This is a genomic window from Achromobacter sp. ISS7, from assembly GCF_056523125.1.
In genome coordinates this window covers 3,835,369-3,847,899 of the sequence record NZ_JAWRZD010000001.1, presented here as the reverse complement: position 1 = coordinate 3,847,899, position 12,531 = coordinate 3,835,369, and the positions used below count along the sequence as shown (strand labels likewise).

General features: G+C 64.9%; 13 protein-coding genes. 4 read left to right on the top strand and 9 right to left on the bottom strand.

What is annotated here, in order from left to right; all coding sequences use genetic code 11:
* Positions 1–32 precede the first annotated feature (32 nt).
* Entirely contained in the window at positions 33–890 is an 858-nt protein-coding gene (locus tag AC1HFW_RS17340; RefSeq protein ID WP_479284591.1) for a LysR substrate-binding domain-containing protein, read from the bottom strand.
* A gap of 84 nt (positions 891–974) precedes the next feature.
* Here AC1HFW_RS17340 and AC1HFW_RS17335 point away from each other — a divergent pair, with 84 nt between their 5' ends.
* Positions 975–1,355, top strand: a complete 381-nt coding sequence (locus AC1HFW_RS17335) for a tautomerase family protein (protein ID WP_061072492.1) — start codon at positions 975–977, stop codon at positions 1,353–1,355.
* Between the two features lie 405 nt (positions 1,356–1,760).
* A complete protein-coding gene (locus AC1HFW_RS17330) occupies positions 1,761–2,540 on the top strand; it encodes a putative nucleotide-diphospho-sugar transferase (protein ID WP_479284589.1) in 780 nt (259 codons plus the stop codon).
* A 51-nt stretch (positions 2,541–2,591) separates the two neighbouring features.
* Here AC1HFW_RS17330 and AC1HFW_RS17325 read toward each other — a convergent pair whose 3' ends face one another.
* The 6 genes from AC1HFW_RS17325 to AC1HFW_RS17300 form a co-directional block, all read right to left on the bottom strand.
* Positions 2,592–3,506 carry an SMP-30/gluconolactonase/LRE family protein gene (locus AC1HFW_RS17325; RefSeq protein WP_479284587.1) on the bottom strand — a complete coding sequence of 305 codons (915 nt, stop codon included), beginning with the start codon at positions 3,504–3,506 and terminating at the stop codon, positions 2,592–2,594.
* Positions 3,507–3,541: 35 nt separating this feature from the next.
* On the bottom strand, positions 3,542–4,375 hold the full coding sequence (locus tag AC1HFW_RS17320; protein WP_479284585.1) for an NAD-dependent epimerase/dehydratase family protein: 834 nt from the start codon (positions 4,373–4,375) through the stop codon (positions 3,542–3,544).
* A gap of 29 nt (positions 4,376–4,404) precedes the next feature.
* Complete coding sequence (locus AC1HFW_RS17315; protein ID WP_479284583.1) at positions 4,405–5,403, bottom strand: TRAP transporter substrate-binding protein; 999 nt, start codon at positions 5,401–5,403, stop codon at positions 4,405–4,407.
* A gap of 72 nt (positions 5,404–5,475) precedes the next feature.
* On the bottom strand, positions 5,476–6,747 hold the full coding sequence (locus tag AC1HFW_RS17310; RefSeq protein ID WP_238891473.1) for a TRAP transporter large permease: 1,272 nt from the start codon (positions 6,745–6,747) through the stop codon (positions 5,476–5,478).
* A complete protein-coding gene (locus AC1HFW_RS17305) occupies positions 6,744–7,283 on the bottom strand; it encodes a TRAP transporter small permease (RefSeq protein ID WP_238891472.1) in 540 nt (179 codons plus the stop codon). Before AC1HFW_RS17305 ends, AC1HFW_RS17310 begins: the two co-directional genes overlap by 4 nt.
* A gap of 159 nt (positions 7,284–7,442) precedes the next feature.
* Complete coding sequence (locus tag AC1HFW_RS17300) at positions 7,443–8,378, bottom strand: 3-hydroxyacyl-CoA dehydrogenase family protein (protein ID WP_479284581.1); 936 nt, start codon at positions 8,376–8,378, stop codon at positions 7,443–7,445.
* A gap of 145 nt (positions 8,379–8,523) precedes the next feature.
* Between AC1HFW_RS17300 and AC1HFW_RS17295 the strand changes: the two genes are divergently transcribed.
* Together AC1HFW_RS17295 and AC1HFW_RS17290 are read left to right on the top strand one after the other, a co-directional pair.
* Complete coding sequence (locus AC1HFW_RS17295; RefSeq protein WP_479284580.1) at positions 8,524–9,417, top strand: LysR family transcriptional regulator; 894 nt, start codon at positions 8,524–8,526, stop codon at positions 9,415–9,417.
* 125 nt (positions 9,418–9,542) lie between these two features.
* A complete protein-coding gene (locus AC1HFW_RS17290) occupies positions 9,543–10,193 on the top strand; it encodes a DsbA family oxidoreductase (RefSeq protein WP_006392817.1) in 651 nt (216 codons plus the stop codon).
* Positions 10,194–10,199: 6 nt separating this feature from the next.
* Here the strand turns inward: AC1HFW_RS17290 and AC1HFW_RS17285 are convergent, their stop codons facing one another.
* Together AC1HFW_RS17285 and AC1HFW_RS17280 are read right to left on the bottom strand one after the other, a co-directional pair.
* Complete coding sequence (locus AC1HFW_RS17285; RefSeq protein WP_420534868.1) at positions 10,200–11,465, bottom strand: hypothetical protein; 1,266 nt, start codon at positions 11,463–11,465, stop codon at positions 10,200–10,202.
* 28 nt (positions 11,466–11,493) lie between these two features.
* Entirely contained in the window at positions 11,494–12,486 is a 993-nt protein-coding gene (locus AC1HFW_RS17280) for a Bug family tripartite tricarboxylate transporter substrate binding protein (protein ID WP_061072489.1), read from the bottom strand.
* Positions 12,487–12,531 lie beyond the last annotated feature (45 nt).

Genomic DNA, 12,531 nt, shown 5'->3' with positions numbered 1-12,531 from the left:
CGCTGCTCCGCGCGAACGACCGGCTTCGACGATCAGCTTCGCACCGCGCCGCGAAAGGCCGCCGAGAGCGCGGCCAGTGCATCCCGCGAGCGGCTGTCCCTGACCCGGGTATGCACCAGGATGGGCAGCCGCGGCAGATCCGGCAGCCCCAGCCTGGGGCCGACGTCGAGCGCACCGAACGGCACCATGCGCGGGGCAAGCGCGGCAACCCCGAGCCCGGCCATGACGGCGGCGGCGACCGTCATCACGCCGCCACCGACGAACACTTCGGTCCAGGGTATGCCGGCCTCGTCGAGCAGTTGCTCGGCCAGGGCCCGTACGCCACAGGGCTCGGCCATCGTGGCCAGCGGCAGCGGCTCACCGGCCCGATGTTGCCAGCCGGGCATGGCGAACCAGCCGAACTGTTCTTCGGCGAGGATTTCCCCATCGCCGCGGCCGGCCTGGAAGCGGACGATCACGGTATCGAGTTCCCTGTGGTCGAAACGTTGCAGCAGCTCGGCCGACGAGCCGATCCGGATTTCGATCAGCAGCCGGGGATCCTGCGCGTTCATGCGTGCGATCAGCGCCGGCAGTTCCGGACCCGCGACATGGTCGCTGATGCCGATGGCGAGACGCTGCCGCGTTCCCGCGACGACCGAGAGCGCCCGGTCGTGCGCCTCGATGAGCTTGCGCGCATGCTCGAGAAAGGTCGCGCCATGGGCCGAAAGCTCCACGCGCCGGGGCGTGCGTTCGACGAGCCTGGAATCCAGCCGTTCTTCGAGCCGCTTGAGCTTCAGGCTGATCGCCGCCTGGGTGGTCTGCAGCGATTCGGCGGCGCGAGTGAAACTGCCCAGCTCGGCAATGCGGATGAAGGCTCTGACCGCCTCCAGGTCGAGGGCGCGCTTGGTCATTTCAAAACTTTATCGTTGAAATAAGAACGCATACGTTATCAGAATGGATAATGGGCAGCGGGACCACCAAGGAGGAAATTTCCCATGCCGTTCGCTCATATCTCGTTGCGCTCCGGAAAGCCGGAGGCCTATAGGCAAGCCATCTTCGACAGCGTTTATCGGGCGCTGCGCGAGACATTCAATGTTCCCGAAGATGACCAGTTCATGGTCATGACCGAGCATGAGGCCGCGAATTTCCGCTACGGGGCGACCTATCTCGATATCGCTCGAAGCGACGATCTGGTGTTCATCCAGATCACCGCGAACAACACGCGTACGCTGGAACAGAAGAAGGCGCTGTTCCGGCGGATCGCGGAGTTGCTTGGCGAAGATCCCGGCCTGCGGCCCGAAGACGTGTTCGTGAACCTCGTCGAGGTGCTGAAGGAAAACTGGTCGCTGGGAGGCGGCCTTGCGCAGTACGCCTGATCCGGCCGACCACAGGGCCGACAACAGGGCCGACGACAGGGCCGACGACAGGGCCGACCACAGGGCCGACCACAGGGCCGACGCCGCCGGGATTTTCCCGGCGCGCGGCGAGCCTTGTCCGGAAAGCAGGTTGAAAGTTGTGTTGGGCCTGAAAAGGCCTTTCAGAGGGAGGCCGCGCGAAGAATTATTTCAGCGCGGCGATTTGAATTTCTACTGATTGCAATCGCGTCGACGCGTATGGCGTCGATTCATAAACTCAGCCTGCGCTTCTATCCCGCGCCTGTGCCGCCCGCACCCTCGTGTGCCGCGTTGCGGCGGGAGCAGCGTTGTGCGAGCCTGCCCCCGCTGTCGACATGACGTCGCCGGTACGCCCGTTTTACCTGATCTTGAAAAGCGTGGCGCATCATGTTCGATTGGTTTCGACGCAGGTGGTTCGGCTGGTCCGCGGAGCAGGCGCGAGGGGTTCCGAGCTTTCCCGGACCCGACAAGGTGGCGCCGGGCGGGCGACGAGGCAGCGCCACGGGCATGGTGGTGGCGTTCTTCACCCGCGACAGCATTTACGAGACGGAAAGGAATCGCCTGCTGCGTTCTGCGGAACGATTGGGGCTTGCCGTCGACGCCGAGCCGATCGAATCCACCGGGTCCTGGGTGCGCAACGCATCCATGAAGCCATCGGTGCTGGTCGCCATGCGCAAGAAGCACACCGGGCCGCTGCTGTATGTCGACGTGGACGCGGTGTTTCATCGCGATCCGTGGCCGACGCTGGCCGCGTTGGACTGCGACATCGCCGCCTACCATGAACCCGGCGGCCAGTTGCTGAGCGGCACGCTGTTCATCAACCATACGGCGGGCGCCGCCGCGCTGTTGCAAGCATGGGCGCAGGCCTGCGCGGAGAATCCCGACGAGTGGGACCAGCGGGTGCTGGAGCGCCTGCTGGCCGACGACGCCTCGTCCGCCGAGCCGCGTTATCGGCAGGCGCGGCTGCCGGTTGCCTATTGCTGGATTTTCGACAAGACCGACAATGCGCCATGCGACGAGGTGTTCATCGAGCATCTGCAGGCCAGCCGCGAGGCCAGGCAGCGCAAGCGCGTTTTCGGCAGGCCGGTGCGCGCGCTCAGGCGGCGCCGCGACCGCGTGCGCGCGATCGAGCGGATCCTGTTCGACGGGAGGACGCGCCATGGATGATGGCGTGTCGCCGGTCTTCGCCAAAAGCCATCGCTGAATTCACTGCGGGAATCAGCACCCGGAATACATGACACGCCCCGCAACCGGCATCGGCGCCCGCAGGATCGAACCCGATTCGGATTCAGTGATATAGAGCGTGCGACGGTCCGGGCCGCCGAAGGCGACGTTGGTCGTCAATGCGCCCAAGGGCGAATTGATGCGCAGCATGGGTTCGCCGCGGTGGCTGAACAGCCAGACCGCGCCCAACCCTACGTGCGCCACCGCCAGGTTGCCCGCCTCGTCTATAGCCAGGCCGTCGGGGCCGCCGCCGCCGGACATCTGGATGAAGGTGCCGACCTTGGTCACCTTGCCCTCCCGGGTCAGCGGCACGCGCCAGATGGCGTTGGCGCGCGTGACCGCCACGTACAAGATCGACTCGCTGGGATCCAGCACCAGGCCGTTGGGGCTGGGGATGTTGTCCAGCAGGCAGTCGACCTGCCCATCCGCCCGCCGCCGGAAGACCCGGCCGGTCTGGTCATGCCAGCCGGTCAGGCCCTGGTCGGTGAAATACAGGTCGCCATTGGAAGCGAAGACCAGGTCGTTGACCGCCTTGAGGCGTTCGAGGTGGACCCGCTCGAGCACCGGTTTGACCGAGCCGGTCCGTGGATCGAGCAACATGATGCCGCGGGCGTAGTCCGCGATGAAGATGCGGCCGTCCTGATGGATCTTCAGGCCGTTGGGTTCGCCATCGTATTCGGCAATCAGCTCGAACCGGCCCTGCGTGTCGACCCGGAACACGCGGCCCCAGGGCACGTCCACGCAATACAGGCGGCCGTCGGCATCGAAGGAGGGGCCCTCCAGGAGCGAGTGCGGTGGCTGGTTGCCAGGTTGGTAGCGATGCCATTCCGAGGTTCCTTCCGGTTTGCGGAAGGCGTCGGGCAGGCGAGCAAAGACTTCGGCTTGAATGGCTGGCGGAGCGGCGTACATGGTTTCCCTGTGGCAACGGATGAAGGGGCTGGGTTTCAGGAGATCCGTTCGGTGGTGCCGACGAATTCCAGCGGGCAGTAGAAGCCGCCATGGAACTGGGCGGCGATCGGGTCCTCGGGAATATCCTTGGCCAGGATTTCCGCGGCGAATACCTCGGAGTCGTCTTGCGGTTGGTAGCCGAGGAATTTCACGTCGCTGTTGTCCCAGCGGTTGCGCAGGTTGTTCGACACGCCATACACCACCACGAAGTGATACGACGCGTGTTCGATGCAGCGTCGCGCCAATTGGGCCATGTCGCGGTGGCTCAGCCAGGTCAGCAGTTGGCGGGCTTCGCTCGGACGGTCGGGCGTGCGGAACGTGCCGATGCGCAGGCAGGCGACCGACATGCCGTACTTGTCGGCATACATCCTGCCCAGCGCTTCGCCGAACACCTTCGAAACGCCATAGAGCGAGTCGGGCCTGGGCTCCACGGCATTGTCGAGAAAGCGTTCGCGCCGATGGTAGCCGACGGCATGGTTCGAGCTGGCGAAAATGACGCGGGGCACGCGCTGCCGGCGGGCGGCCTCGAACACGTTGTAGCACCCGTCGATGTTCATCGGCAGAATCTTGTCCCAGGTGTCCACGCCCGGGATGCCGGCCAGGTGGATGACGCAGTCGATGCCTTCCATGCAGCGCTCGACGGATGCCATGTCGCGCACGTCGAGCGTGCGGATTTCCTCGCCCGCCTGGGCGGGTTCCTGCTCGGCAATGTCGGCCAGGCGCAGCAAGGCGTAGCGGCCGCGCAGCTGGTCGCGCAGGCATTTGCCGATGTTGCCGGCCGCGCCGGTGATCAATACCCGCAGGTTCTCTGGTTCGGTGAAGCTGGTCATCGCCATTCCTGTGTCGGTTCCGGGGAGGTTCACTGATTGGCCTTGGCTTTGGCCTTGGCGGCTATCACGGCGTCATAGAGCGCCTGCCCGTTCGGGGCCTGCCCGACGAGTTTTTGTACCACCGGACGGGTGGCTTGCACCAGCGAATCGAGATCGCTCGGGTAGACCACGGTCACGCCTTTTTCCGCCATGGTCCTCATGCCTGCGTCATAGACTTTCTTGTAGTAGTCGCGGGCGTAGGCCATGGCTTCGTCGGCGGCCGCCTTGACCATTTTCTGTTCGTCGGGGGACAGCGAGTCCCAGCGGGTCTTGGACATGACCAACAACGCAGGGTGGATGTTGATGTGCGTCATGTTGAAGTACTTGGATACCTCGATGAACTTGTCGGACACGAATTGATCAGGCGTGGTTTCGCCGCCATCGATGACTTTCTGCTGCAAGGCCAGGTACAGCTCGGAATAGGCCATCGGGGTGGCTTGCGCGCCCAACGTCTTGTAGCTCTCGACATAGCCGGGCGACTGGATGACGCGGATCTTCATGCCCTTGAGGTCGCCGGCCGCGTTGATGGCGCGGTCGCCGAAGACGTTGCGTTCGATAGCCGAGAACCAGCCCAGGCCGACCAGGCCGTACTTGGGCAGGACGTCCATGAACTTGTCGCCGACCGGCCCGGCCAGGATTTCGTTGGCTTGCTGGACGTTGTCGAACAGGAAGGGGGCGTCGAAGACCAGGAATTCCTTCACCACGTTGTTCAGCGCCGGCTGGCCGGTCACGAACAGGTCGGTGGCGCCGGCCACGGCGCCCTGGATCATGGTGATTTCACCACCCAGCTGCGAATGCGGGAACACCGTGATGGTGATCTTGCCGTTGGACTTCTCTTTCAGGATGTCGGCGAATTTCTGCGTGCCGACGTGAAACGGGCTGTCCGTGGTGAGCGTGTGGCCCACGTCCATGTTCAGGGCGTGCGACGGGGAGGACAGCAGCAACAGGCTGGCGGCACCCATGCCGAGGATTTTCTTGATCAGACGCATGTCTTGTCTCCTGGATGATTCTGGTTTTGTAATTTCAATTCGGACTGGGCGCGGCGCGCCCGGCGCCGCAACCTACAGAAACGCCGTACTGAGGGCGGGTACGTAAGAGATGATGAGAATGTCGATGATCAGGACCGCGAGAAACACGACCAGGTAGCGGGCCAGTTGGTGCATCTTCAGTTGCGCGACCTCGCACACCACGAACAGGTTCACGCCCACCGGCGGGGTCACCATGCCCACGGCGAGGTTGGTGATGACGATCATGCCGAAGTGGATGGGGTCGATGCCGAAGCTCACGCTGATGGGCGCAAGGATCGGAACGATGATGAGGATCGCGGCCAGCGCCTCGATGAACATGCCGACGATGAACAGCATGCCGTTCACCAGCAGCAGGAAGACGATGGGGCTGGTGGTGACCGAACCGAGCATGGCGGCGACGCGTTGCGGCACCTGATTGATCGTCAGCAGATAGGCGAACACCGCGGCAAAGGCGACGATCAGCAGGATGATCGCGGACATCACGGCGGCCCGGCCAAAGATGCCCAGGAGGTTGCCTAGCGTGATTTCCTTGTAGACGAACATGCCCAGCGCCAGGCCATACAGCACCGCTACGCAAGAGGCTTCGGTTGGCGTGAACAGTCCGCCATAGATGCCACCCAGGATGATGACGGGCATCATCAGCGCCAGAGTTGCGTCGCGCAGCGCCACCAGCACGCCTTTGGTCCAATCCTTCAGGCTGACCGCGCGCACCTCGTCGCAGCCTTTGATGCTGGCAATGACGCAGACTGTCAGGATCAGCGACAACGCGATCAGCAAGCCGGGAAGAATGCCGGCGATGAACAGCGCCCCGACCGAGACGTTGGCCGTCAGCGCATACACCACCATCGGAATCGATGGCGGAATGATGGCGCCCAATTCACCCGACGACGCGGCGATGGAGGCCGCGAACGAGCGGGGATAGCCCTTTTTTTCCATCTCGGGGATCAGCACGGAACCGATGGCGGCGGTGGTGGCCGACGACGACCCGGACACCGTGGCGAACAACAGGGACGTCAGCACCGCAACGGCGCCCAGGCCGCCGCGGATCCAGCCGACAAAGGCGTTGGCCAGTTGCACCAGCCGGCGGGCGACGCCGCCGGACTGCATCAGGTGGCCCGCGAGAATGAAGAACGGCACCGCCATCAGGCTGAACGAATCCAGCGACTGGAACGCCATCTGTGCCACGATCAACAGCGACTTGTCGCCCGACTGCAGGGCCATCGCCGCCGACAGCCCCAAGGCCGTCATGATGGGCGCGCCGATCAGCATGATCGCGAAAAACGAGACTCCGAGTACCAGGATCATAATGCCCCCTCGACACTGTTCTTGATTTCCATCGCTTCTTCCATTTCGGCCGACTCGCGCTGCGGCGACGGCGCATCCAGCAGTTCCCTTGCGGCATTGGTAAGCGTGTTGGCGCACATGAGCAGGCAGCCGATCGCCATCAGCGCATAGACATAGGCCATGGGCATTTCCATGGCGGGAGACCATTGCTTCAGCCCGAGTTCGATCAGCCGGACGGATTTCCAGACCAGCAGCACGGCCAGCGCCAGGGTCAACAGATGTGACAGGAGCCGCAGCCAGCGGGCCAGTCGCTCGGGGACCAGGCCGACAAAGACGTCGACGCCGATCAGCCGCAGGTGGTAGGCGGCAACCGCGCCGCCGATGAAGACGCTGCCGACCATCAGGTAGCGCGCCAGCTCTTCCGCCCATGGTGCCGACAGCGGAATGCCGGTGTAGGTGTAGAGCAGCCGCGCGAAAACGGATACCGAGATGGCGATGATCATGCCCAGCAGGAACAGGCCGGCGCACTTTTCCGCCATGTTGTTGATGGCGTGCATGGCGCGCTGCAGCGCCAGGAATCTTTCGTGGGAGGCGCGGCGTTCGCTCATAGGGCCTCCCCGGTCTGGTGGTTTCGCTTCATCAATTCTCCCCTTGGTGGTAATCGGTATTGCCAACGTTTGTTTTTTTTGAGATTGGCGCTGCGGTCTTGCGCGATGTCAGCGATGGCTCTCCTCGTCGGCAAGGATGCGGGCGGCCTTGCGCAGCGCGGTTTCGTAGCGCTGCTGCTCGATGGCGACCTGCTCGGGCGTCCATTGGTAGAACCCGCGCAGGTTGGCCGATTTGACGCCGATGTCGCCCTCGTCCACCAGCTTGCGCATGTAGGCGCTGGGCGCCTGGTCGGTGCGCAGGTAGGGGTACATCGTGGCGGCGGCGGCGCAATGAATGTCGATGCCGGCCAGGTCTTTTTGCAGCAACGGGCCGGCGGCGATGTAGCGAAAGCCGAAGCCATAGCGGACCGCGGCGTCGACGTCCTCGGCCGAGGCGAAATCCTCTTCCACCAAAGCGATGGCTTCGCGCATCAGCGCATGCTGGATCCGGTTGGCCAGGAAGCCCGGAATGTCGCGCTTGACGCGGATGGGCTTCTTACCGACGGCGCGCATGATATCGCTGACCTGCTGGGCGATCGCGGCATCGGAAACGGCGCTGCACACCACTTCGACCGCGGGAACCAGGTGCGCGGGCATGAAGAAGTGCAGCCCCAGCATCCGGCGCTGCGTGGAAAGGCCCGCGCCGATCTGGCTGATGGGGAAGCTGGAGGAATTGCTGGTGAGCGGCGTCGGGGCCGGGCACAGGGCTTCGAGTTCGGCGAAGACGGTCTGCTTGAGCGCAAGGTCCTCGAAGACGCATTCAATGACGATGTCGACGCCATTCCAGTCGATTTCGGCCAGCGCGCCGTGCACCACAAGCGATTCCGCGTCGCCTTCGGCGCCTAGCGCCTGCCGGGCCGCCCGCACTTTCGCGGGGATGGCGCCGCGGGCCTGCGCCGCCGATTCGGCCACGTGGACACGCCACCCCGCCACGTCGAACATGGCGGCGATCGCGCATCCCATGGTGCCACCGCCCACCACAACCACCTTGCTGATCTCGGACATCTTTTTCCCCGTGTAAAGGCTTGGTCAAGTGCTGGAGCACAATTTACCGAGGTGGTTGTGATTGGTAAAATTCAAATAAACGAATAGAGTTTTCAAAAAAACAAATAGCTCACCGGCTGCGATATCAAATGGGGAGATTTCGATAATGCTGGGTGATCTCAAGCAGTTGCGTGCCTTTCTTGCCATTGCGCGCCTGGGCAATTTCACGCGCGCCGCGTACGAACTGAACATCTCTCAGTCGGCGCTGACGATCCAGATCCAGCAGCTCGAGACGCACCTGCGTACGCAGTTGTTCGACCGCAACCGCAGAAGCGTCAATCTCACGCCCCAGGGCCAGGAGCTTTTCTCCCGCATCGAACGCCTGGTCGTGGAGATCGAAGACCTGGTCACCTACGCCCGGGATGCGAATGATCCGGATCGCGGCACGGTGACGGTCGCGGCCCTGCCGTCGGTGGCCGCCGGCCTGTTGCCTCGCGCGATTCATCGGCTGAACCGTGAATACCCGCGCATCACGGTGCGCATACGCGACACCGTCGCGGCCCGCCTGACCTACCTGATCCGCAACGGCGAGGTGGATTTTGGCGTGGGCAGCCCGGTCAAGCGCGACCAGGAGCTGGTGTGGGAAAAGTTGATGACCGACCGTTTCTGCGCCTTTGTCGCGCCCGACTATCCGTGGACCACGCGCGACAGCGTGACGCTCAGGGAACTGGCGGGGCCGCCGCTGATTCTGCCGGTCAGGGAAAGCAGCATCCGCATGCACATCGAAGCCGCGGCCGACAAGAACCGGATCTCGCTGCCAGCGGCCTACGAGGCCGTCTACAACTCGACCATCATGGCGATGGCGGCGCAGGGGCTGGGGGTGGCGGTGCTGTCGGAACTGGTGGTGCGAAGCGGCGATGCCAACCGCCTGCGCCGCATTTCGATCGAGGATCCGCCGCTGTACCGGTTCATCGGCATCCTGCGGCGGTCGGGCCGCTCGCTGTCGCGGCCGGCGGAGCTGCTGATCGATGCGTTGCGGGCGGTTGCCGGCGGGGATTGACCCGGTGCGGCCGGCGTGCGAGACGCCCGCTGCCCGTTTCTTCCTGAATCCCTGGCGGGCCCAGGGCTTTTGCCAGGCGCCGCGCCGCAATGTTCTACGCTGACCGTCTGTTCCCGGAGAGTTCCATGTCCAAGATCACTGTTGATTTCGTGTCCGATGTCGCCTGCCCCTGGTGCGCGGTCGGCCTGGGCGGCCTGCTGGCCGCGATCGAGCGGGTGGGCGACGAGGCCGAGGTCGAGTTGCATTTCCGGCCGTTCGAGCTCAATCCCGACATGCCCAAGGGCGGGCAGAACACCATCGAGCGCCTGATGGCCAAGTATGGCTACAGCCGCGAGCAGGTGCAGGCCAATCGCAAGGTGATCAGCGAGCGCGCCGCGGCGGTCGGGATGCGCATGCGCATGGGCGACGACAACCGCTCGTTCAATACCTTCGATGCCCACCGCCTGCTGCATTGGGCCGGCCTGGAGGGCCAGGGCAGCCAGACGGCGCTGAAAAAGCGCCTGCTGGAGACCTATCACTTCGACAACCAGGACACCAGCGACGTCGAGGTGCTGGTGCAGGCGGCGGCCGACGCCGGCCTGGACGCGGCCGAGGCGCGCGCGGTGCTGGCCTCGGGCCGCTACAGCGAAGAGGTGCGCAAGGAAGAAGCCGAATGGCGCGACCGCGGCATCACCTCGGTGCCGTCGGTGATCCTGAACGGCAAGTACCTGGTGTCCGGCGGCCAGCCGGCGGACGTGTTCGAGCAGGCGCTGCGCCAGGTCGCGCGCGAAGGCTGAGCGGCGTCAGGCCTTCACGATCGGCGCGACGTCCAGCACGTACATCTGGCGTTCGCCTTCGTGCACCGAGTCCACGCACACCTGCGTGCCGTCGCGGCTCCAGCGCGGGTGCAGGTCGCAGCGGTTTTCCTTGGACAGGCCCGGGTCGGCGTAGAAGCTGCCGAGGTCATGGCGCTGCCCGGTGCGCATGTCGTAGAGGAACAGGATGCGTTCGTGGGTGACGGGATCGGGATAGGTGTCGCTCAGCAGCCAGCGGCTGTCCACCGGTGAAAACGTCATGTGGCCGTTCTCGGTGAGGACGCCGTCGCCCACCACCTGCACCTGTCCGCCGTCGGCGTCTTCGTACAGGTGGTAGTGGATGCTGCCGGCATGCGGTCCCCAGACAATGATCGAGCGGTCGTCGCGCCACAGCGGATGCGAGATCTGGTATTCCGATTTCTCGTAGTCGAAGGTGCCGACCGCGTCCGGATCGAAATCGTCGGCCAGCTGCGGCAGCGGATGGTCGGAGCATTCCAGCAGGCGCATGTCGCTGCCGTCCGGGTTCATGGTGATGAGGCGGTGCAGGAAGCAGGTTTCGTCCTCGACCCGTTCGGTCCAGCGGTGCAGGAACAGGATGCGCGTCGACGACGGGTTGACCTCGATGTGGCTGACCCAGTGGATCGCGCGCGCCATGGACGCGCGCGGGTGGAAGTCGCGCAGGTCGGCGTAGCTGACCAGCAGGCGGTGCGCGCCGTTGTCCAGGTCGAGCGTGTGGATGCCGTCGTCCGCCGGCGCGTTGGCCACCGGCGCCGGCGCGTGTTCGCTGTAGCCGATGGTCTGGTGCGTGATGTAGAGCCGGCGGTAGTCCACGCACAGCGCGTAGCGGCTGTTGGGGGCGGCGACGTAGATCGGCAGCGGCAGGTAGCGCGTCTGGCCGGTGACGAGGTTGTAGACCGCCGAACGGAACCCGGGATAGAAGCCGCCATCGTCGTCGCGCCGGCAGTTGTAGATCAGCTGCGGCTCGGCCTTGCCGTCCAGCCACTGCAATTGGCAGCCCATCTGCCAGTTCCAGGCGGTGGTGGCGCCGACGGCGTGGTAGCGGTCGCCGTCCTGCAGGTCGAAGTAGCCGACCTCGGCGCGCAGCTCGGGCGTGAGGACGGCGTCCTTGACCGGCGTGCGGTTGGCCAGCAGGTAGCGGCCGCCGCGGTGCCAGACGGTCTTGTTGTAGTAGCCGAAGAAGTGATGCCACGGCGCGTCTTGCAGGCGGCGGCAGGCGATGGCGGGAGTGGTCATGCGACTCATCAAATGAAGAATGGGAAGGTCAGCCGGCGCTGATGTGTTCGGTCTCGATGACCTTGTTCCAGCGGGCGCGCTCGCGCTCGACGAAGTCGCGCGCCTCGGCCGGGCTGTTGCCCACCGGCGTCATGCCCAGCCGCTCGAGGCCGGCGCGGAACGACGGATCGGCATAGACGCGGCGCAGGTCGGCGCTGATCTTCTCGATCAGCGCGTCGGGCACGTCCTTGCTGGCGGCCAGGGTGGTCCAGGATGTCACGGTCAGGCCCGGCAGGCCGGCCTCGGCGGCGGTGGGCACGTTCGGCAGCGCGGCCGAGCGGGTGGCGCCGGTAATCGCCAGCGCCTTGAGCTTGCCGCTCTGGATGTAGCCGATGGTGGTGGGCACGTTCTCGAACAGCAGCTGGATCTGGCCGCCGAGCAGGTCGTTGATGGCGGCCGAACTGCCGCGGTAGGGAATGTGCACGATCGGGGCCTGCGAGGCCATTTTGTAGAGTTCGCCTACCATATGCACCGAAGAGCCGACGCCGGCCGAGCCGAAGTGCAGGCTGTCGGGCTTGGCCTTGGCCTGGGCGGTCAGCTCGGCCAGGGTGCTGGCTTCGAGGGTGGGGCTGGCCACGACCACGTGCGGCATTTCGGCGACGACGGTGATGACCTTGAGGTCGTCGGCGGGACGGTAGTTCAGGTTCTTATAGACGCCATAGGTGGCATGCAGGCCGATGGAGCCGAGCAGCAGGGTGTAGCCGTCGGGGCCGGAGTCGGCGACGTATTTGCCGCCGATATGGCCGCCCGCGCCGGGACGGTTCTCGACCACGACCGGCTGGCCGTAGAGCTTGCCCAGGTGTTCGGCCAGCAGGCGTCCCTGGATGTCGGAGCTGCCGCCCGCGGTGAACGGCACGATGATCCGTAACGGATGTTCCGGATAATTGGCTTGGGCCTGGGCGGCGAACGGCAGGGCCGCGCTCGCCAGGGTCAGGCAAAGGGCTTGCAGGACGCGGCGGCGCCAGGGACGGCTTGAACGCATGGTATTTCCCCTACAGCGGTTGGTTTTTCGTTGAGGCGCGCAACA